Source organism: Sheuella amnicola (assembly GCF_010499255.1).
GTDB classification, from domain to species: Bacteria; Pseudomonadota; Gammaproteobacteria; order Burkholderiales; family Burkholderiaceae_B; genus Zwartia; species Zwartia amnicola.
The window spans coordinates 68193-92959 of sequence record NZ_JAAGRN010000010.1 but is presented as its reverse complement, the minus strand read 5'-3'; the positions used below and the strand labels follow the sequence as shown (position 1 = coordinate 92959).

The 24767-nt window shown below is 53.3% G+C and carries 26 protein-coding genes; 13 read left to right on the top strand and 13 right to left on the bottom strand.

All coding sequences use genetic code 11. From position 1 onward, the window contains the following. Positions 1-23: 23 nt before the first annotated feature. The 6 genes from G3I67_RS13545 to G3I67_RS13520 are packed head-to-tail and all read left to right on the top strand — an operon-like array spanning position 24 to position 6754. Entirely contained in the window at positions 24-1928 is a 1905-nt protein-coding gene (locus G3I67_RS13545) for a ribonuclease catalytic domain-containing protein (protein ID WP_163656064.1), read from the top strand. After that, positions 1912-2808, top strand: coding sequence for an energy transducer TonB (locus G3I67_RS13540; RefSeq protein WP_163656063.1), 897 nt, complete (start codon positions 1912-1914; stop codon positions 2806-2808). The genes G3I67_RS13545 and G3I67_RS13540 overlap by 17 nt, the downstream gene beginning before the upstream one ends. Continuing rightward, positions 2805-3686, top strand: a complete 882-nt coding sequence (aroE, locus tag G3I67_RS13535; protein WP_163656062.1) for a shikimate dehydrogenase — start codon at positions 2805-2807, stop codon at positions 3684-3686. Before G3I67_RS13540 ends, aroE begins: the two co-directional genes overlap by 4 nt. A 4-nt stretch (positions 3687-3690) precedes the next feature. After that, on the top strand, positions 3691-4869 hold the full coding sequence (gene lptG / locus G3I67_RS13530; RefSeq protein WP_163656061.1) for an LPS export ABC transporter permease LptG: 1179 nt from the start codon (positions 3691-3693) through the stop codon (positions 4867-4869). 5 nt (positions 4870-4874) lie between these two features. Beyond that, entirely contained in the window at positions 4875-5705 is an 831-nt protein-coding gene (locus G3I67_RS13525; protein WP_375539325.1) for a symmetrical bis(5'-nucleosyl)-tetraphosphatase, read from the top strand. A 14-nt stretch (positions 5706-5719) separates the two neighbouring features. Beyond that, positions 5720-6754: an amidohydrolase family protein gene (locus G3I67_RS13520; protein WP_163656059.1), complete on the top strand. Its 1035-nt coding sequence runs from the start codon at positions 5720-5722 to the stop codon at positions 6752-6754. Here G3I67_RS13520 and G3I67_RS13515 read toward each other — a convergent pair. From G3I67_RS13515 to G3I67_RS13485, 7 genes are read right to left on the bottom strand one after another with little or no spacing between them, the layout of a single operon-like run. Beyond that, positions 6742-7485 carry a lysophospholipid acyltransferase family protein gene (locus G3I67_RS13515; RefSeq protein ID WP_163656058.1) on the bottom strand — a complete coding sequence of 248 codons (744 nt, stop codon included), beginning with the start codon at positions 7483-7485 and terminating at the stop codon, positions 6742-6744. The two genes, G3I67_RS13520 and G3I67_RS13515, sit on opposite strands and share 13 nt — an antisense overlap. Beyond that, entirely contained in the window at positions 7482-8777 is a 1296-nt protein-coding gene (locus G3I67_RS13510; protein WP_163656057.1) for a dihydroorotase, read from the bottom strand. The genes G3I67_RS13515 and G3I67_RS13510 overlap by 4 nt, the downstream gene beginning before the upstream one ends. Then, positions 8774-9727, bottom strand: a complete 954-nt coding sequence (locus tag G3I67_RS13505) for an aspartate carbamoyltransferase catalytic subunit (protein WP_163656056.1) — start codon at positions 9725-9727, stop codon at positions 8774-8776. The genes G3I67_RS13510 and G3I67_RS13505 overlap by 4 nt, the downstream gene beginning before the upstream one ends. Further along, positions 9727-10269, bottom strand: a complete 543-nt coding sequence (pyrR, locus tag G3I67_RS13500; RefSeq protein WP_163656055.1) for a bifunctional pyr operon transcriptional regulator/uracil phosphoribosyltransferase PyrR — start codon at positions 10267-10269, stop codon at positions 9727-9729. Before pyrR ends, G3I67_RS13505 begins: the two co-directional genes overlap by 1 nt. Before the next feature lie 23 nt (positions 10270-10292). Further along, positions 10293-10685, bottom strand: a complete 393-nt coding sequence (ruvX, locus tag G3I67_RS13495; RefSeq protein WP_163656054.1) for a Holliday junction resolvase RuvX — start codon at positions 10683-10685, stop codon at positions 10293-10295. Then, positions 10678-11259, bottom strand: coding sequence for a YqgE/AlgH family protein (locus G3I67_RS13490; RefSeq protein WP_163656053.1), 582 nt, complete (start codon positions 11257-11259; stop codon positions 10678-10680). Before G3I67_RS13490 ends, ruvX begins: the two co-directional genes overlap by 8 nt. Before the next feature lie 34 nt (positions 11260-11293). Beyond that, complete coding sequence (locus G3I67_RS13485) at positions 11294-11458, bottom strand: rubredoxin (RefSeq protein ID WP_163656052.1); 165 nt, start codon at positions 11456-11458, stop codon at positions 11294-11296. A gap of 161 nt (positions 11459-11619) precedes the next feature. On the opposite strand from G3I67_RS13485, the gene thiD reads away from it, so the two are divergent. Genes thiD through hemL form a run of 3 tightly spaced genes read left to right on the top strand, consistent with a single transcriptional unit; the run spans position 11620 to position 14438 of the window. Beyond that, positions 11620-12459 (top strand): bifunctional hydroxymethylpyrimidine kinase/phosphomethylpyrimidine kinase, encoded by an 840-nt coding sequence (thiD, locus tag G3I67_RS13480; RefSeq protein ID WP_311197125.1) that lies wholly within the window; start codon positions 11620-11622, stop codon positions 12457-12459. After that, positions 12443-13129, top strand: coding sequence for a thiamine phosphate synthase (gene thiE / locus G3I67_RS13475; RefSeq protein ID WP_235931933.1), 687 nt, complete (start codon positions 12443-12445; stop codon positions 13127-13129). The genes thiD and thiE overlap by 17 nt, the downstream gene beginning before the upstream one ends. A gap of 22 nt (positions 13130-13151) precedes the next feature. Further along, positions 13152-14438, top strand: a complete 1287-nt coding sequence (hemL, locus tag G3I67_RS13470) for a glutamate-1-semialdehyde 2,1-aminomutase (protein ID WP_163656051.1) — start codon at positions 13152-13154, stop codon at positions 14436-14438. On the opposite strand, the gene G3I67_RS13465 is transcribed toward hemL, so the two are convergent. The 5 genes from G3I67_RS13465 to G3I67_RS13445 are packed head-to-tail and all read right to left on the bottom strand — an operon-like array spanning position 14435 to position 19037. Further along, a complete protein-coding gene (locus G3I67_RS13465) occupies positions 14435-15139 on the bottom strand; it encodes an ABC transporter ATP-binding protein (protein WP_163656103.1) in 705 nt (234 codons plus the stop codon). The genes hemL and G3I67_RS13465 overlap by 4 nt on opposite strands. Next, positions 15139-15942, bottom strand: coding sequence for an ABC transporter ATP-binding protein (locus G3I67_RS13460; protein ID WP_163656050.1), 804 nt, complete (start codon positions 15940-15942; stop codon positions 15139-15141). The genes G3I67_RS13465 and G3I67_RS13460 overlap by 1 nt, the downstream gene beginning before the upstream one ends. Further along, positions 15939-16910: a branched-chain amino acid ABC transporter permease gene (locus tag G3I67_RS13455; protein ID WP_163656049.1), complete on the bottom strand. Its 972-nt coding sequence runs from the start codon at positions 16908-16910 to the stop codon at positions 15939-15941. Before G3I67_RS13455 ends, G3I67_RS13460 begins: the two co-directional genes overlap by 4 nt. Next, positions 16907-17827, bottom strand: a complete 921-nt coding sequence (locus G3I67_RS13450; RefSeq protein WP_163656048.1) for a branched-chain amino acid ABC transporter permease — start codon at positions 17825-17827, stop codon at positions 16907-16909. Before G3I67_RS13450 ends, G3I67_RS13455 begins: the two co-directional genes overlap by 4 nt. A gap of 43 nt (positions 17828-17870) precedes the next feature. Continuing rightward, positions 17871-19037 (bottom strand): ABC transporter substrate-binding protein, encoded by a 1167-nt coding sequence (locus tag G3I67_RS13445; protein ID WP_163656047.1) that lies wholly within the window; start codon positions 19035-19037, stop codon positions 17871-17873. Positions 19038-19186: 149 nt separating this feature from the next. Here G3I67_RS13445 and G3I67_RS13440 point away from each other — a divergent pair, with 149 nt between their 5' ends. The 4 genes from G3I67_RS13440 to G3I67_RS13425 all read left to right on the top strand — a co-directional run bounded on the left by G3I67_RS13440 (position 19187) and on the right by G3I67_RS13425 (position 23299). Further along, positions 19187-20119 (top strand): tripartite tricarboxylate transporter substrate binding protein BugE, encoded by a 933-nt coding sequence (locus tag G3I67_RS13440; protein ID WP_163656102.1) that lies wholly within the window; start codon positions 19187-19189, stop codon positions 20117-20119. Between the two features lie 108 nt (positions 20120-20227). Then, a complete protein-coding gene (gene argJ / locus G3I67_RS13435; protein WP_163656046.1) occupies positions 20228-21454 on the top strand; it encodes a bifunctional glutamate N-acetyltransferase/amino-acid acetyltransferase ArgJ in 1227 nt (408 codons plus the stop codon). Further along, positions 21454-22341: an ATP-binding protein gene (locus tag G3I67_RS13430; RefSeq protein WP_235931931.1), complete on the top strand. Its 888-nt coding sequence runs from the start codon at positions 21454-21456 to the stop codon at positions 22339-22341. The genes argJ and G3I67_RS13430 overlap by 1 nt, the downstream gene beginning before the upstream one ends. After that, positions 22334-23299 carry a Nudix family hydrolase gene (locus G3I67_RS13425; RefSeq protein ID WP_163656045.1) on the top strand — a complete coding sequence of 322 codons (966 nt, stop codon included), beginning with the start codon at positions 22334-22336 and terminating at the stop codon, positions 23297-23299. The genes G3I67_RS13430 and G3I67_RS13425 overlap by 8 nt, the downstream gene beginning before the upstream one ends. Here the strand turns inward: G3I67_RS13425 and G3I67_RS13420 are convergent. Continuing rightward, entirely contained in the window at positions 23249-24766 is a 1518-nt protein-coding gene (locus G3I67_RS13420) for an efflux transporter outer membrane subunit (protein ID WP_375539323.1), read from the bottom strand. The genes G3I67_RS13425 and G3I67_RS13420 overlap by 51 nt on opposite strands. Position 24767 lies beyond the last annotated feature (1 nt).

Below are 24767 nucleotides of genomic sequence, written 5' to 3'. Positions count from 1 at the left end.
AATCGAATCAACCGGATTAAAGTATGTTTGTTTTGTTTGAAGAAGATGGCGCATTCAAGGCCGCTCACATCATGTCCGAGACCGAAGCGACAATTCAAGTCGAATCGTCCTCGGGAAAACGCAGCAAAATCAAGCGGGCCAACTGCCTGTTTCACTTTTCCTCCCCCGCTCCCGATATTTTGCTGGCAAAGGCTCAAGAACTGGCGCAGGAAATCGACGTCCCATTTTTATGGGAGGTTGCTCCGCAAGAGGAATTTGATCTCGACACTCTGGGTACGGAATATTTCGGCCATGCTCCGGACGCTCTGGAAAAAGCCACCCTTCTTTTCAGGTTGCATGAGTCGCCCATCTACTTTCATCGTCGCGGCAAAGGTCGTTACCGAGCTGCTCCCCCCGAAATCCTGACTGCTGCCCTCGCTGCACAAGAAAAGAAACGACTCCAAGCCGAAGAGATTGCCGGCTGGGCGGACGAAATGATAGCCGGACGCCTGCCTGCATCCATCGCGGAACTTGCGCTGAGCTTGGTAACCCGTCCGGATAAAAACTCGCAGGCATGGAAAGCGATCGAAACCGCCTGCAGCCGGCTTCAAAAAACACCCGAACAACTTTTGTTGGATCTTGGCGCCTGGCCTCACGCGCTAGCTCTGCATCAAGGCAAGTTTCTAGCGACTCATTTTCCGAAAGGAACCGGTTTTGGTCCAATCAACATTTCCGCACCGGAGCGTGACTTGCCACTGGCAAGCGTTGAGGCCTACTCAGTCGACGACATCACCACTACAGAAATTGACGATGCCCTATCAGTAGAGGCGTTACCGAATGGAAACATTCGGGTTGGCGTTCATGTTGCCGCGCCCGGACTGCTGGTCACCAGGGACAGTGAGCTTGATCGACTAGCGCGCGCACGTATGTCGACGGTCTACATGCCCGGCGAAAAAATCCCCATGCAACCTGACTCAGTGATAGAAACTTTCTCGCTCGACGAAGGGAAACCCGTTCCGGCCCTGTCCTTATATGTCACAGCCAATCCGGCCACCGGTGAAATCGTCTCTCACGAAAGCAAACTCGAACGAATCGCCGTTCGCGCGAACCTGCGTCACAATATGCTTGACGAGCACATTACAGATGCTTCGCTGGCTGACCCTTCGGTCGTCCTGCCCTACAACGAATGGATACGGCCGCTCTGGCAGCTCGCTCTACAACTGAACAAACAGCGCGAAATTGTTCGAGGCAAACCCGAAAACAATAATCGCGTCGAATACAGTTTCTATCTGGATGGTCCCGCAGACAATCCGGATACGCCGGTTCGTATTCTTCCCAGGCAACGCAATGCTCCTCTGGATAGACTAGTCGCGGAATATATGATTCTTGCCAACAGCATCTGGGGAGGATTGCTCGCATCGCACGGACTGCCTGGAATCTATCGATCGCAACAGACCGGTCGCGTGCGAATGAGCACGCATGCATTGCCACATGAAGCGATCGGTGTCGCTCAGTATGCATGGTGCACATCCCCTTTGCGGCGCTATGTAGACTTGGTCAATCAGTGGCAATTGATCGCCGCGATCGAACATGGCGTTTCTGCCCCCCTGGTTGCACCTTTCAAGCCCCGTGATGCGGACTTGTTCGCGATCATTGGCGCATTCGAAGCTCAGTATGCAACCTGGAACGATTTTCAAAATCAAATGGAACGCTACTGGGTGTTGCGTTGGTTAAGGCAACAACAAGTCAGCGAAACGATTGGGCACGTTTTGAAGGACGATCTGATCCGACTGGGAAACGCACCATTTGTGACGCGTCTTCCGGGACTGCCCGAGCTTTCGCGCGGTCAGCAAGTTGCGCTCAAAATCAACGATTTTGATGAACTGAATCTGGAACTAAAGGCAAGTTATCTGCATTCGATCGGGTCCGTCGATGAGTCCACAGATTAAGACTGACGAGTCGATTGATCCTTCAAGGAATAGGATCGACACTCAGCGGCGATACCTGCTGTGGGGAATTTTTCTTTCCCTGGCTATTCACATAGGCTTGATTTCCTGGCAACAACAGCGCAAACCGACTCGCGCGCCCAAACCGCTTCCTCTCGATATCGTTCTTGTCAATGTAAGCTCTGATACAGCGCCCAACGCGCCTCAATTGCTCGGGCAACAAAATCTTGATGGAGGTGGCAACGCCTGGAAAGGTCACGCCACCTCGACACTCCCATTTGCAGGCGACTTGGCTGAACGCCTTGAAGTGCAGGAGCTCAACAAAAAACGCATGCAACTGGAGGCCGAGCAAGCCAGGCTTTTGACCCAATTGCAGTCATCTCAAACGTCCGCCCAGCATCGCACCCCCAAGCAAGAGTCGGAAGAAAATACACAGACCGGCCAAGACGATCTGGATCAGGAACGTGTGATGCAAAGCGCACGCATTGCAATATTGGCCCAACAAGTCAATGACTATAATCGGCGACCGCGCAAACATTTTGACGCGCCCTCGGTGGCTGCGCATCCCTATGCAAACTACATCGATCAATGGCGACAAATAATCGAGACGACCGGCGCAAAACACTACCCCCGCGAATCAGGCAAGACCGTTTACGGCAAAGTACAAGCAACGATCACAATCGCGGCCAATGGGTCGCTACTGGACTTGACTATTAATCGCCCCTCCAATCTTGCGATATTGAATCAAGCCGTTAGACGTATCGCTCAGTTATCCACGCCATTTCCCCCATTTCCTCCCGATATGGCCAGACGAATCGATCAAATCGTCATCACGCGCACGTGGCATTTCGTAAATGGCACGCTGGAGACCAGACAACAATGACTTCGCAACAAAAATCCATAAGCAATTCGAACCAGCCTGCACGTTTTGCCGTTATCGGCAATCCGGTCAAGCACAGTCGCTCGCCGGCAATCCACCGCATGTTTGGCGAACAGACCGGCATTGCACTCGAGTACGACCGGATAGAGGCTCCGCTGGATCAGTTCGAACAAAGTGTCAGGACATTTTTCGAACAAGGGGGTCGCGGCTTGAATGTAACTGTTCCATTCAAGCTTCAAGCATGGAAACTGAGCGAAAAACACTTGAGTCACCGCGCCCAATCCGCGCTGGCCGTTAACACGTTATGGATGCAGAATAATGAACTGCATGGTTGCAATACGGATGGCATCGGGCTAGTGCAGGACCTCAAGCGCCTTGAAGTCAAGTTAAGCCAATCGCGCATCCTGATGATTGGCGCAGGTGGCGCCGCACGTGGCGTCATGGGTCCGTTGCTCGAAACAGGTTGTCGACACCTGAGAGTCGTCAATCGAACGGCCAGCCGCGCAATTGATCTTGTTAAAGAATGGAAATCCGTCATACCGCACCAACAAACGGAAATCAGTGCAGGCGGCCTGGATCAGGCAAGTATTGACTCAGGCTGGGATCTGGTGATCAACGCTAGCGCCAGCAGTCTTGGCGACGCACCTCCGGATGTCCCCGGCGGACTTTATGCGAAAAATGCACTGGCCTATGACATGATGTATGGCGCACAGCCCACACCATTCATGACACAAGCTACCCGGGATGGCGCACAGCGGACATCAGATGGACTAGGCATGCTCGTCTCTCAAGCAGCCGAAAGCTTTTTCATCTGGAATGGTATACGACCCAAAGTCGATCCCGTGTTGCTACACATCCGCAATGAACTGCAATACACTTAGGATTATGCGTACTGCCCGCCGTTACCTCGCTCGTGAAATTTATCGATCTACATCCGTTGTCGTGATTGCGCTGATTGGCCTGTTCACTTTCTTCACGCTTGTGGATGAACTCGACACGGTCGGCGAAAAGTTTCCGCTTACCGCTTTGTTTTATCTGCAATTGTTGTCATTGCCGACTCGTCTTTACGATTTGCTGCCGATTGGCCTGCTGATTGGTGCGATTCTGGCTCTTGCCGGCCTGGCTCACCGCAACGAACTGGTCATCCTTCGAGTATCGGGCGTAAGCGGCATGGGCCTACTTAAAATGCTGTGGACTGTATGCATTCCGATTATGGTTGGAGCCCTGTTGCTGTCTGAGTTCGTCACGCCAATTGCCGAAATCAAAAGCAGTGAAGCTAATCTGATGATGCGGGGGCGCGCCGAAGGCGGGATCATGGCCACCGGTTACTGGTTCAAAGAGCCCATGCCGAATGGGGGCACCAGGGTCATCAACATTGGGAAACTACTTGCCTCAGGCAACGTTTCCAAACTTAAAGTGTATGAATTTTCGGACGGAATCAGTCTGACCAGAATGTCACAAGCCGATTCGGGGCGCTTTCAAAGCGGTAAACTCGTCATGCAAAACGTGGTTGAAAATGTTTTTTCTCCCGAAACAAAAAGTGCATTGGCAGATGCAGTCGTGAGAACTGATCCGCTTGTCACAGTTACGCAGCAACCGATACGCACGGTAGAAACAACATTAACTCCCGATCGTCTGGTTGCAAGGATCTTGACCCCGGAGCGCATGTCATTATTAGCGCTTAAAGACTACATCACCTACCTGACCAACAATCAGCTTCAGGCTGACCGGCAAACAGTTGCGATCTGGAGAAAAATCGCCTACCCGTTCACCCTGATTGTCATGCTCACCATTGCGGCTCCAATCGGTTTTATGCAAACAAGGCGTGGAGGAGTAGGGGCCAAGGTATTCATCGGGATATTACTTGGAACAGGCTTTTTCATGGTGAACCAGTTGGCTCTGAACGTTGGCTTGCTTTACAAATGGTCACCCGTAGTGACCGCCTTGCTGCCCAACGTTTTAACTATGACCATTGCCCTGATCTGCGTGATGTTCATGGAAAATCGTAACGCAATTTCGCAAAGTCGATTGCACAATTGGCCATGGAGCAAGTCGGCTGTATGAGCACAATGCCGAACATCTGGATGATTGGTGATATTCAGGGTTGTTGCGGCTCGCTTGACTCTCTTTTAGCCGAACCCATTATTGCCAACGATCCATACGCGAGATTTTGGTTCGCAGGCGACCTGGTCAACAGGGGCCCTCAATCATTAGCCACTCTCAGAAGACTCATGGCGCTAGAAGAGCGTAGTGTCGCCATTCTGGGCAACCACGACCTGCATCTTCTGGCGGTAGCGGCTGGTGTGCGGCGACCGGGCAAGAACGATACTTTGCTCGAAGTGCTCAGCGCGCCGGATGCGAATGAAATTATCGACTGGCTTCGGTTTCGTCCAATGGCGCATTTCGAGATGAACCACTTGCTGGTGCATGCTGGCGTACTGGCCAAGTGGGATGTCCAGAAAACGCTTTTGCTCGCCAACGAGATCGAAACGGCTCTGCGCGGTAACAACTGGCAGAAAATGCTTCAGAAGATGTATGGCAACGAACCGGACCACTGGAAGGATGGACATACCGGCGGCAAACGCATGCGCGTCATCATCAATGCACTCACCAGAATGAGAATGTGCACGACAAAAGGGCGCATGGTTCTTCCCATCAAGGCAGAACCCGGTCATCGTAGCGATGGGCTCGTGCCTTGGTTCGATGTGCCCGATCGCGCGACACGCGACACCACTGTAGTTTTTGGTCATTGGTCGACATTGGGACTATTGATTCGCTCGGATGCAATCTGCCTGGATACGGGCTGCGTATGGGGCGGTCAACTCACTGCCTTGCGATTGCAAGATCGAACACTGCTCCAAGTAAAATGTAAACAATCCCTTGATCCTCACGAACATTAAATAGAAGACAATTCATGATTATCGACTGCCACGGTCATTTCACCACCACGCCACCTCAAGTTTCGAAATTTCGCGCAGACCAGATCGCCGAATTTCAGCGTACCGGTAAAGCGCCGGCAATGGAGCCCCCAGCGGTCAGCGATGAGGAAATTCGTGCAGGTATCGACAACAATCAGTTGCGCATCATGCGCGAACGCGGTGTCGATCTGACGATTTTTTCGCCTAAAGCTGTCGGCATGGATCACCACATGGGCAATGAAGAAACGAATGTTGTCTGGGCTCGATACTCCAACGACCTGGTGAACCGCGTTTGCAAACTGTATCCCGAGCACTTTATAGGCGTCTGCCAATTACCGCAGGCTGCCGGCGTCGCACCCGGAGCGCGTGTCTTCGAAGAGCTCGAGCGCTGCATCAATGAATTCGGCTTCATCGGCGCCAACATCAACCCCGATCCTACCGGTGGGCGCTGGAGCGATCCACCCCTCTGGGACAAAAAATGGTGGTATCCGCTTTACGAAAAAATGGTCGACCTGAACATACCGGCCATGATCCACGTCAGCGGATCGTGCAATCCGCATTTCAATGCGGTGGCCACGCATTACATCAATGGCGATACCACTGCGTTCGTCCAGTTCATGACTTCGGATATCTTCAAGGATTTTCCGACACTCAAATTCATTATTCCCCATGGAGGCGGTGCTGCTCCGTATCACTGGGGACGTTATCGCGGAATGGCGCAGGATATGGGGCTGCCTCCTCTGGAAGAAAAAGTGCTGAACAATGTTTTTTTCGATACATGCGTATACCATCAGCCCGGCATAGACCTGCTTTTGCGAGTTGTTCCGACAAAAAATATTTTGTTCGCTTCGGAGACGGTTGGTGCGGTTCAAGGTATCGATCCGCTTACCAATTTTTATTTTGACGACACCAAGCGTTATATCGATGCTTCACCATCTGCAAACGATACGCAAAAAAAGCAAATCTTTTCGAATAATGCATTAGGCGTATATCCTCGCCTGCGCGCTCACCCGAAATGTCAATCGTGCTGAAGCGCCTGACTGATTAATTGGCGCGAATACCGACTGAGCTCCGCCCTGACGGGCGCGGGCTCGGAACCATTCCATATCACGGGCAAAAATTTCATTTCAATCGACACCCCTGTGCCGCCAAGCACTTCCCACATGTTTTGCAATAGCGTTTGCTCTCCGATAAAAGCAGCAAAATCACTTCGTCTGCCGTGATGGTAGAAAAGCAAAGCAACCGGTTGAACATGAGCGCCGGCTTTGCGGGCGGGTTCGAACAGATTTGCGTAAAAGGGCAGCACATCGAAACCCTGAGATGTCGTGCCTTCAGGAAATAAACCAACGACCTGTCCGCGCTCAAACCTCTTTTGCATGGCGAGACCTACTTTGTGTACGGCATGTCGTGAGGCGCGTTCGATAAAAATAGTGTCGGCACCGTGCGCCAACCAACCAATTAGCGGCCAACTCCGAATTTCGCTTTTGGCCACAAAAGAGGTTGCGCGAACACAGTTCAGGACAAAAATATCCAACCAGGAAACATGATTCACTACCCAAAGAACCGGCCCCTCAAGCAGAGGATGACCGCTTTGAGTGACGCGGATCCCGCAAATCCGCAGTAAAACGAAAGACCACCATTTTTTGGTCCACAAGCGCCCTCGCAATCCAATCCAGATGAAGGTGGTGGCGATCAAAAACAACCCAAACAGCATCCAGAGCAGGGCTGCCGAGATTCTCAAAAAAAACCGCAACAGCTTCAAACGGTTTTTTCCCACACAACCCGACCTCGAACAATCGTGGTGCAAACACGGGCAGGCAATTCAAGGCCCAGAAATGGCGTATGCGCGCTCTGACTCAACAGAGTCTTGCGATCCACGACCCAGGTTTCATTCTGATCAACCAGGCATAAATCCGCCACATCACCCACTCCGATTCGACCGCAAGCCGGCAGATCGGGCGAAGAAGCGGCCAACACACGAGCAGGGGAACTGGTGACATGAGCAAGGGCATTCAGTAACGGCACGTTCGCATCCATCGCCCATTTCAAAGTCAGCGACAACAACAACTCCAAACCGGTCGCCCCAGGTTCGGCCTCGGCAAAAGGCAACAGTTTTGCATCATCATCTACAGGATTATGATCGGAACAGACTGCATCAATCGTTCCATCCGCCAAACCGGCACGAATGGCGTCTCGGTCCCGTTGACTGCGCAAAGGGGGATCCAGGCGAAAGTTACTGTCATAGAAGCCGATATCCAGATCGGTTAAATGAACATGATTGACAGATACATCACAGGTCACAGGCAAACCTTCTTTTTTAGCCGCACGGACCAATTCAATGCCGGCAGCAGATGAAAGACGGCACAGATGCAAACGCACTCCGGAACTACGCTGCAGCTCAAGCAAGGTCTGTATCGCAATCGTTTCGGCTTGTGTCGGGATGCCCGACAAGCCTAAACGGGAGGCATAGGCACCACTAGCTGCGACGCCACCTTTGGACAGCCAGGGATCCTGGGCACGCAACCAAAGCACATAGTCAAAGGTTCTTGCATACTGCATTGCACGCAAAATCACCGTAGTGTCCAGAACGGGTTCATCGGCCTGGGAAAATGCGATGCATCCGGCCTCGGTCAGTGCCGCCATCTCGGTAATCACTTCGCCTTTAAGGCCAACCGTCATCGCCCCCAAGGGATACAAATTCAGCCGGTCGATTTGTCGCGCGCGGTCTTTCAACATTTCAACCAAGCCGGGTTCGTCAAGTGCGGGATCCGTATCAGGAGGAAGCACAAGAGTTGTGATTCCTCCGGCAAGTGCCGCTCTCAACTCAGACTGCAATGAAGTCCGGTACTCGACAGGTTCACGCAAGCGTGCCGCCAAATCAACCAATCCGGGCATAACCAGCTTGCCTGTGGCATCGATAACCCGCTCAGCCCGAAATCCTTCAGGCATCTGCCCCAGGCCAGAAATGACCCCATCGGCAACAAACACATCCGCAACACGATCCACACCATTAGCCGGATCGATTACACGACCATTTTTAATATGCAGACTCATGCTGAAGCCCCCGCAACAATACTCATGACCGCCATTCTGACCGCGATGCCGAAAGTGACTTGATTCAAAATCACGGACTGCTTGCCATCGGCAACAGCGGAATCGATCTCGACACCACGATTCATCGGGCCGGGGTGCATGACGATGCAGTCGGACTTGGCGAGTGCCAGTTTTTCTTCAGTCAGTCCGTAATGCTTGAAGTATTCATGTGAAGACGGAAGCAATGCGCCGCGCATACGCTCATTTTGAAGGCGAAGCATGATGATCACATCGACATCCTTGAGCCCCTCGCGCATGTCCGTAAATACGCGTACACCCATTTGCTCCAAACCACCGGGAAGTAATGTCAGCGGACCAATCGCCCGCACTTCGGCCACACCCAATGTTGTGAGGGCATGTATATTCGACCGCGCGACGCGCGAATGCAGAATATCGCCCACGACAGCAACCGTCAGGTTCGAAAAATCTTTCTTGAAGTGCCGAATGGTATACATATCCAACAGCGCTTGAGTCGGATGGGCATGACGTCCATCACCGGCATTCACGACATGGACATGGGGTGCAACATGCTGCGCGATCAGATAGGGCGCACCGCTTGCCTCATGTCGTACGACAAACAAATCCGCCTGCATCGCCGACAGGTTCGCAATCGTGTCAAGCAAAGTTTCGCCCTTGGCTGCAGAAGACACATTTATATTTAAATTAAAAACGTCAGCCGATAATCTCTTGGCGGCAATTTCGAAAGTTGTACGTGTGCGAGTTGAATTTTCGAAAAAGAGATTGAATACACTTTTGCCGCGTAACAGGGGTACTTTTTTAATATCGCGATCCGCCAAGGGCACGAACGTCTGAGCCGTGTCGAGAATATGCGTCAGGATCGATCGGGGCAAACCTTCCGTGGTAATTAAATGGGTGAGCTCACCATGCCGATTCAGTTGGGGATTGCGCATCAGTTCTCCTCCTTTTCGACTGTCAGTGCCAGTCCGTCATCTGACGTTCGTGTCAGCACCAGACTGCCTGCAAGCGCAGGTTCGATTTTTGCCCCGATCAACGTTGCTGCAATCGGTAGTTCGCGACCACCTCGATCCACCAGGACAGCCAATCTGATCGAAGCGGGTCGGCCATAATCGAACAACTCGTTCATGGCGGCGCGAATCGTTCGACCCGTATACAACACATCATCCACCAGGATGAGGTGCTTGCCGGCCACAGGAAACGAAATGTCCGACGGCAAAACCTGCGAGTGCAACCCGATTTTGTCGAAGTCGTCCCGATAGAAACTGATATCGAGCGTACCGCAAGGCTGAGCCAGACTCAGGTCGCGCTGCAAGCGCTCGGCCAACCAGGCTCCACCTGAGTGAATCCCGACCAAATGAACGAGATCTTTGGGCAATGCGGCAACTTCGGCACGGACGGCAGCAAGCAAATCCGCATAAAGCGTTTCGGCGTCGGGAAGTTGCTCGGGCCGGTATGTTTTGAATGTTTGGGCCATATTTTTTGTACAAAGTTCGGCGCTCAAGTCAGCGCATCAAAGTAACGTTGGAGAATAATAGCCGCTGCCTGAGCGTCATCGTGGTCATTTCCGGTTATTTTCTGCGCTTCAACACTCGAACCGCGCTCATCCACCATGACCACAGGGATGCCGAAACGCCCTTCGATCTGACGTGCGAAACGCCGGCAATGGCCGGCCGGATAATGCTCCGACCCGTCCGGCTCAAGAGCCAAACCTACCACAACCCGATCAGGTTTCCATGTTCGGATGAGTTTTTCAATGCGCTCAAAACGACCGACTCGGGTCTGCTCAAGGATGATATCCAATGGCCGAGCCTGCCTGAGCAATGAATTACCTAACGCGACACCCAGTTTTTTTGCACCATAATCGAATGCAAGCAGGGTTTCTTCAAGCATGCCCGGCTACGCCTGCAAGCATGACAGGATCAATGCCTAGCAATTTGAGCGCCGCCGGGTAGCGATCCTCGGGAGGCACGCCAAAAATGATGCGAGTGTCGGCCTCAACACTCAACCAGGCATTTTGGGCAAGCTCGTTTTCAAGCTGCCCTGCCCCCCAGCCGGCGTATCCCAAGGTAACCAGCATTTGCTGCGGCCCATGACCGGCCACGGTGTCCTCAAGCACATCCCGGGAAGTCGTGAGCGCCAGCTCGCCCAGACGGATACTGGAACTGTATGAACCAGGCGGAGCATGCAGCACAAAGCCTCGGTCAGTTTGAACGGGACCGCCAAAATAGACTGGCGAATCGCCCTCGGGAGCGATTTCGAGTTTCAGATCTATTTTTTCAAGCAAGCTCGACAAGGTTAGATCGGTCGGCCGATTAATCACTAGACCAAGCGCCCCTTTTTCGGAATGCTCGCATACATAAATGACGGTTCCGGCCAAATTGCCGCCAACCATACCCGGCATCGCCATCAGAAACTGATTGGACAAATTGATTTTTGTGTCACCACTTTCGGCTTTTTCAGTCATGCGCGGTCTCCTGAAACTGGAAATCGGGCAAAAATCAGATTTCCATCATTTCAAAATCTTCTTTACGCGCCCCGCATTCGGGACAAACCCAATTCGGAGGCACATCTTCCCACTTAGTGCCGGGAGGAATTCCCTCCTCGGGCAAACCAAGTTCTTCTTCATAAATCCAACCACAAATCAGACACATCCAAGTACGCATTATTCTCTCTTTAATCAAAACCCGAAAACGGGAAAACACTGGTCTTCTTTTACAATGGGGTCAATCTTACCGAAACCAACACTTGCTTGCCCGTATATATTCGGTTCTGATGATCTAAATCAGATCAATCAAGGTCAAGCAGGTGCAAACGGATCTTATCAGTGCCAAGTTATCCTTTGCCTACTACCTTGATTTTTGGTCCGTTTGACCCGACAGGATCGGACGGGCTGCCCGCAGACGCCATCACTTGCGCCGCAATGGGTGGCCATGCGCTGTCGACTTTGACTGCCTTGACAATACAGGACAGCGCCAAATGCGAGTCGGTTTTACCTTGCAGCGCGGATCAGATTGATGATCAGGCTCGTTGCGTGCTTGAAGATATTCCAGTTCAAGCTATCAAGGTCGGGGCCATTTCATCCACCGAAGCGGTAAGTGCTGTAGCTCAAGTCGCTGCGGATTACAGTCATGTCCCGCTTGTCCTGCATCTCGGGCCTCAAGACGTCAATACTGAAAGCACCGCCGAGGACGATGATCGTATCGAGGATTTGATTGGAGCGACAATCGAATTACTTGTACCCCAGGCCCTTGTGGTCGTAGTCGAATCCCGTCGATTGACTCAATGGATTACCGAAGATGTACTGGAAGCTTCTGGCCAAACGGCAGGCCCACAAGCTTTGCAGGCGATCGGTGCGCAATGGGTTCTGGTGACCGGCAGCCAGCAGCGCCCAGGGCATGTCGTCAATATTCTTGTCGGACCTGACAACGAAACGCTTTCTTTGCCCTGGACGCCTCCGCCCGAAAGGATTCGGGATTCAGGTGGCCTAGTGGCCACAGCGCTGGCTGCATCGCTTGCCCAAGGACTGAGTGTCCCGGATGCAGCCACTCAAGCCTGCGCTCATGCCGAATTGGCGCTTGCCCAGTCATATTTGCCGGGCATGGGTCAGCGCATCGCGCGTAGATTGCCTCTGACAGAATCGAAAACCAATGCTTGTTCCGCCTGAGCACCCCACCATGCAAGCGAAACTTAAATTTCCGGCAGGACTATACGGCGTCACGCCAGAGTGGGACGATGGGATCAAGCTGCAACAAGCCGTGCGCGCCGCGGCGCGAGGCGGCATGGTCGCCCTGCAGTTGCGCCATAAAGGCCCAGACAGAGCCCAACGTCGTGAAATTGCACTTCGATTAAAGGACACATGCCGTGAGAACGGTGTCATTTTCCTGATCAATGACGACTGGCGACTTGCACTTGAAATCGGTGCCGATGGTGTTCATCTTGGTCGTGACGATGATGCGCCATCACTGGTGCGCAGCGAAGTCGGACCAGACATGTTGATGGGTGTGTCCTGTTACTCGGATGTCGCACGGGCAGAAGGTTTTTTAAGCCAGAATGTCGCCTACATCGCATTTGGCGCCATGTTTCCATCACGGACCAAACCCTTGGCGCCTGCTGCCCCACTTAACGTTTTGACCTCCGGTCGTGCGCTTTGTGAAAACCTGGCGCCATTGCGTCCCGGCGTAGTTGCGATAGGTGGCATCACCGTGGAAAATGCAAATCAAATTACAGCGGCCGGAGCCGATACGATTGCCGTCGTTGGCGGGCTATTCATGGCACCGGACGTCGAGGCCGCAGCCCGCAGTCTTTGCGAAAAGATCCAACCACTTTCTAATTGATATTCTGACTGGAGCATTTTGAATGTCCCGCAATGTTGAACTCTTTGCCCGCGCTAACCGCAGCATCCCCGGCGGTGTCAATTCGCCCGTCCGCGCCTTCAGGTCGGTCGGCGGAACGCCAAGATTTGTCGCGCGCGCCCAAGGCCCCTATTTCTGGGATGCGGAAGATAAGCGCTATATCGACTACATCGGCTCATGGGGTCCCGCCATTCTGGGACACGCCCATCCCGAAGTTGTGCGCGCAGTCCAGGACGCTGCAGTGCATGGACTCTCTTACGGCGCCCCCACTGAAGCAGAAATCGAAATTGCCGAAATGCTGATCGAGCGCATGCCGTCGATCGAACAGATCCGCCTGGTCAGCTCCGGGACTGAAGCCACCATGACCGCGATTCGACTGGCGCGCGGCGCAACCGGACGCAACAAAATCATCAAATTCGAAGGTTGTTACCACGGTCATGCGGACAGCCTGCTGGTCAAGGCCGGCTCCGGATTGTTGACCTTTGGCAACCCGACTTCTGCAGGCGTACCGCCAGAGTTCGTCGCTCACACAATCGTTCTTGATTACAACGATATTGAAGGTGTCAAAGCCGCTTTCGCGACGCATGGCAAAGAAATCGCATGCGTTATCGTTGAGCCGATTGCCGGAAACATGAACTTGATCAAACCAATTACCGGATTCCTTGAAACGTTGCGAAGCGAATGTACCGCCCACGGTGCTTTATTGATTTTCGATGAAGTCATGACCGGATTCCGTGTCGGGCCACAAGGCGTTCAGGGTCTGACGGGCATCACGCCTGACATCACGACCCTCGCGAAAGTCATTGGAGGCGGCATGCCCATTGGCGCATTCGGTGGTCGCAAGGACATCATGCAAAACATCGCGCCTTTGGGCGGGGTATACCAGGCTGGCACGTTATCCGGAAATCCGGTCGCCGTGGCCGCCGGCATTACAACCCTGCGACTCTTGTCGCAGCCAGGCTTCTATGAAGATCTGGCAGTACGCACTCGCAAACTTGCCGATGGTCTGGTCGCAATGGCGCGTGCGCACAACATCCCCTTCAGCGCGGATTCGGTCGGTGGCATGTTCGGTGTCTATTTTTCCAACTCGGTACCCACGACATTAGCTGAAGTTTCGGCAAGCAATATCGACATGTTTAAGACTTTTTTCCATGCAATGCTGGATGAAGGCGTCTACTTTGCCCCCTCGGCATACGAAGCAGGATTTGTCTCATCGACCCATGATGACAACGTCATCCAGGCAACGGTTGATGCCGCGGATCGGGTTTTCGCAAAACTGGCTAAAGGTTAAACACCCAGATAACGTGTCCAGAGGGAGCGATCCTCATCGAGACTCGATGAGGATCCTTGCCACACCAGATGCCCACGCTCGAGGATCAAATGACGATCAGCTAGTTTGATCAAGCGTTCAACATATTTATCGATAACGAGAATAGTCTGGCCATCGGCTCGAAGTCTGGATAAACATTGCCAGATTTCCTCCCGCACCTTGGGAGCCAGTCCTTCGGTTGCTTCATCCAGAATCAGTAAGCGGGGATTAGTGACCAGGGCGCGACCTATCGCCAACATTTGCTGCTCCCCTCCGGACAACTGGTTCCCCATGTTACCGGCACGTTCGCGAAGTCGTGGAAACATATCGAACACGCGCTCGCAATTCCACTGGGGAGATTTTTGCAAGTCATTTCGATGAGCGGCAAACGCAGTCAAATGCTCTCGCACAGTCAAGTTCGGAAAACATTGCCGCCCCTCCGGAACAATAGCCAGACCGGCGCGCGCAATCCGATCCGCAGACCACCTTGTGACGTCTTCACCCATCAGATTCAAAGATCCACCGGAAGGCAACTGGCCGGTCAAGGTGCGCACAAGCGTCGTCTTACCCATGCCGTTACGACCGAGCAGACCGATCACTTCACCTTCTGCGATTTCAAGCGACACATCGAACAGCACCTGACTGCGGCCATATCCACTTTTTAAATTCAAGGCTTTGAGCATCATGTGGCCCGCTCCTGCGCATTCGTAGGCGCACCGGAGTCGTCCAGGCCCTCTTCATCTCCAAGATACGCTCGCCTCACTTCTGGATTTTCCCGGATTTCAGCAGGCGTACCCGTTGCGATGATACGGCCATAGACTAAAACTGAAATTCGATCGGCCAATCGAAACACCGCCTGCATATCATGCTCAACCAGCAACATGGCAAGGCGCCCACGCATCGATTCGATTAATTCGGTTAATCGAAGCGTCTCGTCCGGTCCCATTCCGGCCATCGGCTCGTCTAGCAGCAAAACCGCAGGTCGTGCTGCCAGAGCCAGCGCAAATTCGAGCTTGCGTTGCTCGCCATGAGGCAAAATGCCGGCTGGTGTCGACCACATAGCCTCGTCTATCGAACAATCAAGCGCCAACACTTTGGCCGCCTGCTCCAACGCAAGGTCTTGCGACCTAGGGCGCCAGAATTTGAAACTGCTACCCGCGTGCGACTGCGCCGCAAGCAACAGATTTTCAAATACCGTCATCTCGTCAAAAATATTCGTTATCTGGTACGAACGCGACAGTCCAACGGAAACGCGCCGATGCGCGGATGCATGTGTGATATCGCGCCCACGCACCCATAAACGTCCACTATCGCAAGACTGAGTTCCGGACAACAAATGGATCAGTGTCGACTTCCCGGCACCATTCGGACCGATCAATGCATGAATTTCACCGGGCAACAAATTAAGCGACACATGATCGGTCGCCACAAGCGCCCCATAGCGCTTGCAAAGTTTTTCGGCAATCAGTACGGGTTCGTTACTCACCGTTGCGCTCCTGACCCATGCGCTTGCGCAGACAAGGCACCTGCAAGACCTCGCGGAGCTAACAGCACAATCGCCAGCAGCAACAATCCGAAAGGCAGGTGCCAGTATTCGGTGTACAACCGCAGAAACTCTTCGAAAGTCAGCATCACTGCCGCACCAACCACCCCGCCATACCTCAGACCGATCCCACCAATGATCACCATCACAATCAAACTGGCCGAGGCGGTCCAGTGCATCATGGAAGGTGAAACAAACAGGTTGTGGTTAGCGAACAATGCACCTGCCAATCCCGCGAAGCCTCCGGCAATCACAAAAGCAAGCAACTTGATCGGCATAACGGGATAGCCGAGTGCCAGCATACGCGATTCGTTTTCCCGAATGCCTTGCAATGCCTGGCCAAAGTGTGACGCGACCAGACGATTCAAAATAATCAAGCTCAGTACGACAATGAGCAAAACAACATAATAAAAAGTGACATCGTCAGCCAGACTCAATCCGGACAACCAATCCGGCAGTTTGGAATGGCCTGATAAATTAATACCATCCTCGCCCCCATATTTTCTGAGCGAGATGAAGATGTAGTACACCATCTGGGCGAAGGCCAGCGTGATCATGATGAAATACACCCCCCTGGTTCGCAGAGAGATCGCCCCAACCACCAAAGCAAGCAGCCCTGCGATCACGATCGCAGCAGGCCAGGCAATCAGCGCCGAAACCACGCCCTCAGCGGACAAAATCGCAACAACATAAGCACCTGCTCCAAAAAAAGCCGCATGCCCTAAGGCCACCATACCGCCGTATCCGAGTATGAAGTTCAGGCTAGTCGCAGCCAAAGCAAAAATCATCACTCGCCTGATGAATGACACGTAAAACGTCAGATTCAATGCCGGAGCAATCAAGGGAAACACGATCAGCAGCGCGAGACAAAACAAAGGAAGAATCTGGTTTACCCGGATACGCATCTTCATCCTCTTGCCGGAAAAAGACCCTCGGGCCTAAACACCAAAACGATTGCCATCAAGACATAAATGGAAATAGCAGCCAGCGTGGGTCCCACGCTTGATGCAACAGCGGGTGAAAAAAAGATTTTGAGCAGCATCGGCAAAAATGCCCGGCCGGCCGTATCGACAAATCCGACCAGTAAGGCGCCTACAAAAGCACCACGCATCGAGCCTATGCCACCGATCACGATGCAAACAAGCACCAGAATGAGAATCTGTTCTCCCATTCCCGCCTGTATCGCCGAGACTGGGCCAAGCAGCGCCCCGGCCAAAGCGGCAAGCACTGCGCCCAACACGAATACGCCCATAAACAAAAGTGGTACGCGCACCCCCATCAAAGTCGCCATCAAGCGATTAGAGGCGCCAGCCCTGACAAGCACGCCGGCACGCGTACGGGTCACAAATAAATAAAGCCCCAAAGCCACCGCAAGCCCCACTGCGATGATCAGCAATCTATACGCCGGATAAAGCAAATCAGGCAGCAATCGAACCGGACCTGACAAGCTGGCCGGCATATTCATCATCATGGGAGCCGGCCCCCAAATCATCTTTACGGCGTCATTGGCGATCAGGATGATGGCAAAAGTTCCCAGCACTTGAGCCAGATGGTCTCTAAGCACTAGCTTGCGAATCAATACAAGCTCCAGAACAAGTCCGACCAAGCCGGTGACTGTCGCAGCCACTAAAACCGCCAAGAACAGCGACCCGGTCATCTGCATAGTCTGGGCGGCAACATAAGCGCCGGCCATATACAACGAACCATGAGCAACGTTCAGGATATCGAGGATTCCGAAAACCAGCGTAAGTCCGGCCGCGATCAGAAAAAGCATCAAGCCGAACTGCAACCCGTTAAGCAGCTGCTCGAGGACCAGTGTTGAGCTCAAGACACTAACCCCCGGGCAATTCGCTTAAAGCAACTAACTTCGATCACTTCTTGCATTCACCGACGTAGACGTCCTGATACGAATCGAATACCTTGCCAACCAGCTTGTTGGTGATACGACCGTCCGCCCCTTTCTCGATCACGCGCACATAATAGGGCTGAATCGGAAAGTTATTGACACCGTAAGCGAACTTACCCCGCACCGATGAGAAGTCGGCCTTCTTTAATGCTGCGAGCACTGCGGCACGATCCGAAACCTTGCCACCAGTGGCGCGAACAGCGGCATCTATGGCCATGATGACGTCATACGCTTGCGCAGCGTACACAGAAGGATTGCGATTGTTATAAGCCTTACGGAACGCATCGACAAATTTCTTGTTTTCGGGATTATCCAGGTCGTAAGCCCACTGCGCGGTATTGAACATGCCGATCATCGGCTCACCCACTGCCTGGATCACATCCTCGTCACCTGAAAAACCCGGGCCGATAATCTTGATGTTCTGGTTCAAACCGGCCGAAACGAACTGCTTGATGAAATTAATGCCCATGCCGCCCGGCAAAAAGATATAGATAGCATCAGGCTTGGCTTCTCGTAGCTGCGCAATCTCTGCCGCATAATCGATTTGGCCCAGTTTTGTATACGTCTCCTGACCTACCGCGGACTTATAGCCTCGCTTAAAGCCATTGAGCGCGTCCTTTCCGGCCGGGTAGTCGGGAGCAAGAATCACCATTTTCTTGAATCCGCGATCCGCGGCCACTTTTCCCGCTGCCTCGTGAAAAGCGTCGTTCTGGTACGACAATCCAAAAAAGTAATCATTACACTGCGCCCCGGCGAACTGGCTGGGGCCGGGGTTATTCGATAAATACGGTATTTTGGCGGCAAACAGGGCTGGACCCACAGCCAAAGCGACATTCGAACCAATCGGTCCGGTAAAGAAATCTATTTTGTCTCGATGGATATAACGCGTCACAAGCTGCTTGGCCTGATCGGGATTGCCGCCCATATCGGTTTGCAGGAATTCGGCAGGGTATCCACCAAGCTTGCCGCCAAGCTGTTTGATGGCAAGATTGAAACCATCCCGGGCCTCAGCGCCTAACGCCGCAAAAGGCCCGGACAAATCATTGGCGATTCCGACCTTGATCGGTGTTTGAGCTAGTGCCAGCCCCGGCAAAACCAGTAATGCAACGAGCAAACGTTGAAGCAAACGCATAAAAGTCTCCTGAAAGGTCGGTTAAGACTCACGACACAGGTCAAAATTCACCTAATATTCGGTTTCAAATAGTAGCAGGTGGTCGCTAATATTCCGAAATGGAGACATTCGTGAAAAAAACTCAATTCATCAACCGGCTTCTGGGCCTCATGCTGGCACTTATCCTTGTCCCTCTCACCGCGATGGGACAAACCAAACCAATTCGGCTGATTGTGCCATTTCCGCCCGGAGGCTCGACCGACATCGCTGCGCGTGTCCTGGCTGAACCCATGGCGCGGATTCTTGGTCAGCCTGTCGTAGTTGAAAATCGTGCCGGTGCAGGCGGATCAATCGGAATGCAGGAGCTAGCCCGCGCAACACCCGATGGCCTGACATACGGTGTCGCAACTGTATCTACACACGGCGTCAACCCCGCGGTTTATAAGAACCTGCCCTACGATCCGATCAAGAATTTTGCCCCAGTCACCCAACTCGTCCAGGCTCCGGGAGTGCTCCTGATCAATGCCACTCTGCCGGTCAAAAATTTCAACGAATTTCTGTCCTATCTGAAGGCAAATCCGGACAAACTAAGTTACGCATCAACCGGCAACGGCACTATCAGTCAGATGTGGGCAGAAATGTTCAAAACATCCACCGGAACCAAAATGACCCATGTTCCGTATAAAGGGGCGGGGCCGGCCTTGAATGACCTGCTAGGCGGACAAGTCATGGTGTACTTCGATCAAGTCGCCTCGGCAATGCCACACATTCAATCGGGCAAGCTTAAAGCACTCGCCGTATCCTGGCCGACACGACTGAATACCCTGCCTGACGTTCCAACCTATGCCGAACTTAATCTTGAGTCGAACAATGATCCTTCCTGGTTTGGTTTGATTGCTCCTTCAGGCACCCCTGACAGCCAGATCAAGCGTATGCGCGATGCTGCCGTTCAGGCCATGCAAGAACCTGCTGTTCGCGAGCGCCTGGCATCGATGGGGCTGTTTCCCTCGGGCACGACTCCTGCCGAGTTTGGAGCCACGATCAGAAAGGAAATAGAAAAAATGCAGCGATTAACCAAAGCCACCGGGATCGCAATCGACTAAAACAATACCGTTTACACAAAAAAGCGATAATTAACGATCGTTTACAGATCTATCCATTTATTTTGAGCCCTTTCTTTTTAGCCCTTTCGTTTATCTATCTAAAACACCATGGCCGTTAATCTGCACATTCCTTCCGACGACAAGGTCTATCCGGTCGCGGGTATTGAAATCGGCGTGACCGAAGCCGGCATTCGCAAAGCGAACCGCCGGGATTTGACGGTATTTCGCTTAAGTCCCGGCACTACGGTTGCCGGCGTGTTCACCCGCAACCGCTTTTGTGCCGCTCCGGTCGTTGTCTGCCAACAGCATTTGGCAAGCGGACAACCCATTCGAGCTCTGGTCATCAACACCGGAAATGCCAATGCAGGCACTGGCGAGCCGGGAATGCTGGCTGCCAATCAGACCTGTAAAGCTCTGGCTAAACTGATGGGCATACAGCCTGACCAGGTTTTGCCTTTTTCCACAGGGGTCATTCTTGAACCTCTGCCTGTGGACCGTATTGAGGCGGGGTTGCCCGCAGCGCTGCAAAATCTGGCCTCAGGCAACTGGGTTTGCGCCGCCCACGGCATCATGACAACCGATACCCTGCCTAAAATTCACTCGCAGCGACTCACTCTGGGCGGCAAAGCCATCACCATCACGGGGATCAGTAAAGGCGCTGGCATGATTCGCCCCAACATGGCCACTATGCTGAGCTATCTGGCAACCGATGCCGGGATTGCCCAACCGCTGATGAACCAGCTCGCCCGGGAGCTGGCTGACACCTCATTTAACCGAATCACTGTCGATGGAGACACATCGACAAATGATTCGTTTATCGTCATGGCGACGGGGCAAAGCGGCCTTGTGATCGACAGCGTCTCGCATCCCGAATACGCGGCACTGAAAACCGCACTGACTCAAGCCGCCCTTGATCTGGCACAGAAAATCGTTCGCGACGCCGAAGGTGCGACTAAATTCATGACGATCAAGGTCGAACAGGCCAAGACAGTCGAAGAAGCGCTTCAGGTTGCCTACGCCGTGGCCCACTCACCCTTGGTGAAGACCGCCTTTTTTGCTTCAGATCCAAATCTGGGACGCATTCTGGCTGCTATCGGTTACGCCGGCATCACAGATCTGGATGTGTCTGGAGTCAATTTGTGGCTTGGTGATGTACTTGTCGCGACAAAAGGCGGACGCAATCCGGATTATCAGGAAGCCGACGGCCAAAGAATCATGAAAGAGCCCGAAATACTTGTGCGAATCGCGCTTGGTCGCGGCCAAGTGTCGGAAACCGTTTACACCTGTGATTTTTCACACGAATACGTAAGCATCAACGCAGACTACAGATCCTGATGAGCGACTCAAAGCAATTAGCCACACCTGAAATGGCGGAACTTCTCGAACGCGCAGTACGCGTGTTGACTCAACTCGAGGCCTGGCTGCCACCCGCGCCGCCACCAGTCAATTGGAATGCGCGCGCATATCGATGGCGCAAACGCGGTGCGTCTCATGGCTGGCTCGATGCCATTGCGCACGTGTCACTGATTCACACAGAAGATCTGCAACATATCGAACGGCAAAAAGAGATCATCAATCGCAACACCATGCACTTCATGGAAGGCAAGCCCGCCAATAACGTCCTGATGACGGGTGCGCGCGGTACAGGCAAAAGCTCATTGGTCAAAGCCATGCTTGCCATGTATGGAGATCGCGGCTTGCGTCTGATTGAGGTCGACAAAGCCGATATGGCCGACCTGCCAGACATCGTGGATATGGTTGCCGGCAGACCGGAAAAATTCATCGTATTCTGCGACGACTTGTCTTTCGAAGAAGGCGAGGCCGGCTACAAGGCGTTGAAGTCCGTTCTGGATGGCTCGGCAGCATCAACCGGCAACAATGTGCTGATCTATGCAACATCCAACCGTCGCCATCTGATGCCTGAGTACATGAATGAGAATCTGGAGTACAAGCATCAGAGTGACGGAGAAATTCATCCCGGCGAAACGGTCGAAGAAAAGATCTCTTTATCCGAGCGCTTTGGTCTGTGGCTATCGTTCTATCCTTTCCGCCAGGATGATTATCTCGATATCGTCTACCACTGGTTGCGCACGCTAGGGTGCAGTGAGGCAGATGTCATCGCATCGCGAACCGAAGCCTTGCAATGGGCTCTCGAAAGAGGCTCCAGATCGGGTCGAATCGCCTGGCAATTCTCGAGAGACTGGGCCGCTCGGCATGCATGAAAAAATAATCGACGTCGCGGTCGGAGTCATGCTTCGACCCGACGGCACGGTACTGCTTGGCAACCGTCCTCCAGACAAACCCTGGCCCGGCTGGTGGGAACTACCTGGCGGCAAGCTCGAACCAGGTGAAACTGTCATGCAAGCGCTGGTTCGGGAGCTGCGCGAAGAAATTGGTGTCACTGTGACATTTGCCCAGCCTTGGGTCACTTACGTACACCGCTACCCGACCACAACGGTCAGATTGGCATTTTGCAGGATTACAGGGTGGGAAGGTGAACCCAAAGGCCTTGAAAACCAAGAGCTCAGATGGGTTGATATCAAAACAGCGCATGAAATTCCTCAACTGCTTCCTGCCACGCTGCCGCCTTTGCGTTGGTTGCAGTTGCCTAACTTTTACGCCATCTCAAACGCCGGCTCGCCGGATGGTTTGACGGCTTTCTTGGCGAAACTGGATCATGCATTGGCGAGGGGGATGCGGCTCCTGCAATGGCGCGAGCCGGCATGGCCCGATGGCACAGCAAGCAAGTCTCTACATGAGGCACTGCTTGAGGTGATCTCGCGCTGCCATCAGGCCGGTGCACGCGTTCTAGTCAATAGCGTGCACCCTATCGAATGGGCTCACCAGGCTGATGGATTGCATCTACGATCCGAAGACGCTCATGCCCACCAATTACGTCCCGAGCTTAAAAAAGCCCAATTATTAGCCGTCTCCACACATCACGAAGATGATCTGGCACGCGCAAGAGAACTGATGGCGGACTTTGTCGTCCTTGGCCCGGTTCTTGAAACCGCATCCCATCCGGGAGCCGCCACAATGGGTTGGGAAAAATTCGCCCGATTGAATCAACAGGCCGGCATGCCGGTCTATGCATTGGGCGGACAATCGGCAGCGACCTTGCCAATCGCCTTATCGGTTGGTGGGCACGGTGTTGCTGGGATTCGCAGTTGGATTGCCTGAGGCATCCAGTCGATTCAAATCATCCGCAGACCAGCCTCCACCGAGCGCAGCGATCAATCGAACGCTTGCGCTTAATCGATTACCCATCAGAGTGATGTAGGTGCGTTCGTTATTCAGGGCTGTAGTTTCAAGCACGGCAACACTAAGATAATCGATCAAACCCTGATCATACTGATTTCGCGCCAGTCTGAGCGACTCTTGGGCGGACTGTACGGCCAGACGCTGAACCGACTCTTCCTGCTCGAACACACGCATCTGAACCATAGCATTTTCGACCTCCTGCAAAGCCTGCAATACCACCTGTCGATAAGCAGCGGCCTGTATGTCGAGCCCTGCCGCTGCCTGAGCGATTGCTGCTTGTCGAGCGCCTCCGTCCAGAACCAGCATGGCCAATTGAGGCCCCAAAGCCCAGAACTGCGCAGGGGCGGTAAACCACTGCGTCAAATCAGTACTGCGATAACCAGTGTTGCCGTTAATGGTCAAGCTGGGAAACCATGCAGCTGTCGCCACCCCGATTTGAGCATTCGCTGCGGCAGTGCGCCTCTCTGCCGCGGCAACATCCGGCCTGCGCTCAAGCAACGCAGAGGGCAGGCCCACAGGCGACACAGGCACGACAGTATTCATGCGCGCTTCCTTGATCGAGAATGTCGAAGGAGCTCGACCAAGTAAAACTGCAACTGCGTTTTCATAAATTGCGCGCTGTTGTTCAAGATCGATCAATTGCGCTCGCGTGCTTTCGTACTGCGTGCGGGCGACCGCCACATCACCCTTGCCGGACATGCCGGCTTCATAACGATTTTGTGTCAAATCGAGCGATTTTTGATAGGCCGCCAGTGTGGCAATCAACAGCCGTTTTTGTTCATCAAGCACACGAACCTGTAAATAGCTCAAAGCCATCGCCGACTGGGCGGTCAGTCTCGCTCCCGCCACATCTGCGGCCAACGCCAGCTCGGAGGCATCCGTCGACTCGATATTGCGTCGAATGCTTCCCCAGATATCGATCTGCCAACTCGCGACGACGGCGTTGGCGCCATAAGTTGTCAGCGCCGTACTCGAGGTAGCGCCTGTAGAACTGATTGTGGAGCCACCTGTCCGGTTCATATTTCCCGTTGCGGACAAGGTCGGATAAAGGGGCGAACGCGCGCCTTGAGTGATCGCCACGGCCTGACGGAATCTGGCCTCGGCTTGAGCAATATTCTGGTTGGATTGATTCAACTCCTGCATCAGTTGGCTTAACACTTCGTCCTGATACATCGACCACCACGGACCGCGCGGTGCGTCGGCCGCAGGCTGTGCCACCTTCCAGCCCGGTGTCTCCTTGAAAGCGACGCCGACATCGATTTGAGGACGTACATAATCCGGCCCTACCATGCAGGCCGCCATGAGCGCGAAGATGCCGCATGCGAAAGTCATGCGCGAAATTCGCATCAAAGTGAAATCAAAGCGATAAGATTTGTATTGCCTCATG

What these genes read in the sequence shown, in the direction of transcription:
- G3I67_RS13465 (WP_163656103.1), bottom strand. Translation starts at nt 15,139, where the DNA reads ATGCTCAAAGCCTTGAATTTAAAAAGTGGATATGGCCGCAGTCAGGTG.
- thiE (WP_235931933.1), top strand. Translation starts at nt 12,443, where the DNA reads ATGCTTGTTCCGCCTGAGCACCCCACCATGCAAGCGAAACTTAAATTT.
- G3I67_RS13430 (WP_235931931.1), top strand. Translation starts at nt 21,454, where the DNA reads ATGAGCGACTCAAAGCAATTAGCCACACCTGAAATGGCGGAACTTCTC.
- G3I67_RS13440 (WP_163656102.1), top strand. Translation starts at nt 19,187, where the DNA reads ATGCTGGCACTTATCCTTGTCCCTCTCACCGCGATGGGACAAACCAAA.
- pyrR (WP_163656055.1), bottom strand. Translation starts at nt 10,269, where the DNA reads ATGGCCCAAACATTCAAAACATACCGGCCCGAGCAACTTCCCGACGCC.
- argJ (WP_163656046.1), top strand. Translation starts at nt 20,228, where the DNA reads ATGGCCGTTAATCTGCACATTCCTTCCGACGACAAGGTCTATCCGGTC.
- G3I67_RS13455 (WP_163656049.1), bottom strand. Translation starts at nt 16,910, where the DNA reads ATGAAGATGCGTATCCGGGTAAACCAGATTCTTCCTTTGTTTTGTCTC.
- G3I67_RS13425 (WP_163656045.1), top strand. Translation starts at nt 22,334, where the DNA reads ATGCATGAAAAAATAATCGACGTCGCGGTCGGAGTCATGCTTCGACCC.
- G3I67_RS13510 (WP_163656057.1), bottom strand. Translation starts at nt 8,777, where the DNA reads ATGAGTCTGCATATTAAAAATGGTCGTGTAATCGATCCGGCTAATGGT.
- G3I67_RS13490 (WP_163656053.1), bottom strand. Translation starts at nt 11,259, where the DNA reads ATGACTGAAAAAGCCGAAAGTGGTGACACAAAAATCAATTTGTCCAAT.
- G3I67_RS13485 (WP_163656052.1), bottom strand. Translation starts at nt 11,458, where the DNA reads ATGCGTACTTGGATGTGTCTGATTTGTGGTTGGATTTATGAAGAAGAA.
- G3I67_RS13545 (WP_163656064.1), top strand. Translation starts at nt 24, where the DNA reads ATGTTTGTTTTGTTTGAAGAAGATGGCGCATTCAAGGCCGCTCACATC.
- aroE (WP_163656062.1), top strand. Translation starts at nt 2,805, where the DNA reads ATGACTTCGCAACAAAAATCCATAAGCAATTCGAACCAGCCTGCACGT.
- G3I67_RS13445 (WP_163656047.1), bottom strand. Translation starts at nt 19,037, where the DNA reads ATGCGTTTGCTTCAACGTTTGCTCGTTGCATTACTGGTTTTGCCGGGG.
- G3I67_RS13505 (WP_163656056.1), bottom strand. Translation starts at nt 9,727, where the DNA reads ATGCGCAATCCCCAACTGAATCGGCATGGTGAGCTCACCCATTTAATT.
- G3I67_RS13420 (WP_375539323.1), bottom strand. Translation starts at nt 24,766, where the DNA reads ATGAGGCAATACAAATCTTATCGCTTTGATTTCACTTTGATGCGAATT.
- G3I67_RS13525 (WP_375539325.1), top strand. Translation starts at nt 4,875, where the DNA reads ATGCCGAACATCTGGATGATTGGTGATATTCAGGGTTGTTGCGGCTCG.
- G3I67_RS13540 (WP_163656063.1), top strand. Translation starts at nt 1,912, where the DNA reads ATGAGTCCACAGATTAAGACTGACGAGTCGATTGATCCTTCAAGGAAT.
- ruvX (WP_163656054.1), bottom strand. Translation starts at nt 10,685, where the DNA reads ATGCTTGAAGAAACCCTGCTTGCATTCGATTATGGTGCAAAAAAACTG.
- lptG (WP_163656061.1), top strand. Translation starts at nt 3,691, where the DNA reads ATGCGTACTGCCCGCCGTTACCTCGCTCGTGAAATTTATCGATCTACA.
- G3I67_RS13520 (WP_163656059.1), top strand. Translation starts at nt 5,720, where the DNA reads ATGATTATCGACTGCCACGGTCATTTCACCACCACGCCACCTCAAGTT.
- hemL (WP_163656051.1), top strand. Translation starts at nt 13,152, where the DNA reads ATGTCCCGCAATGTTGAACTCTTTGCCCGCGCTAACCGCAGCATCCCC.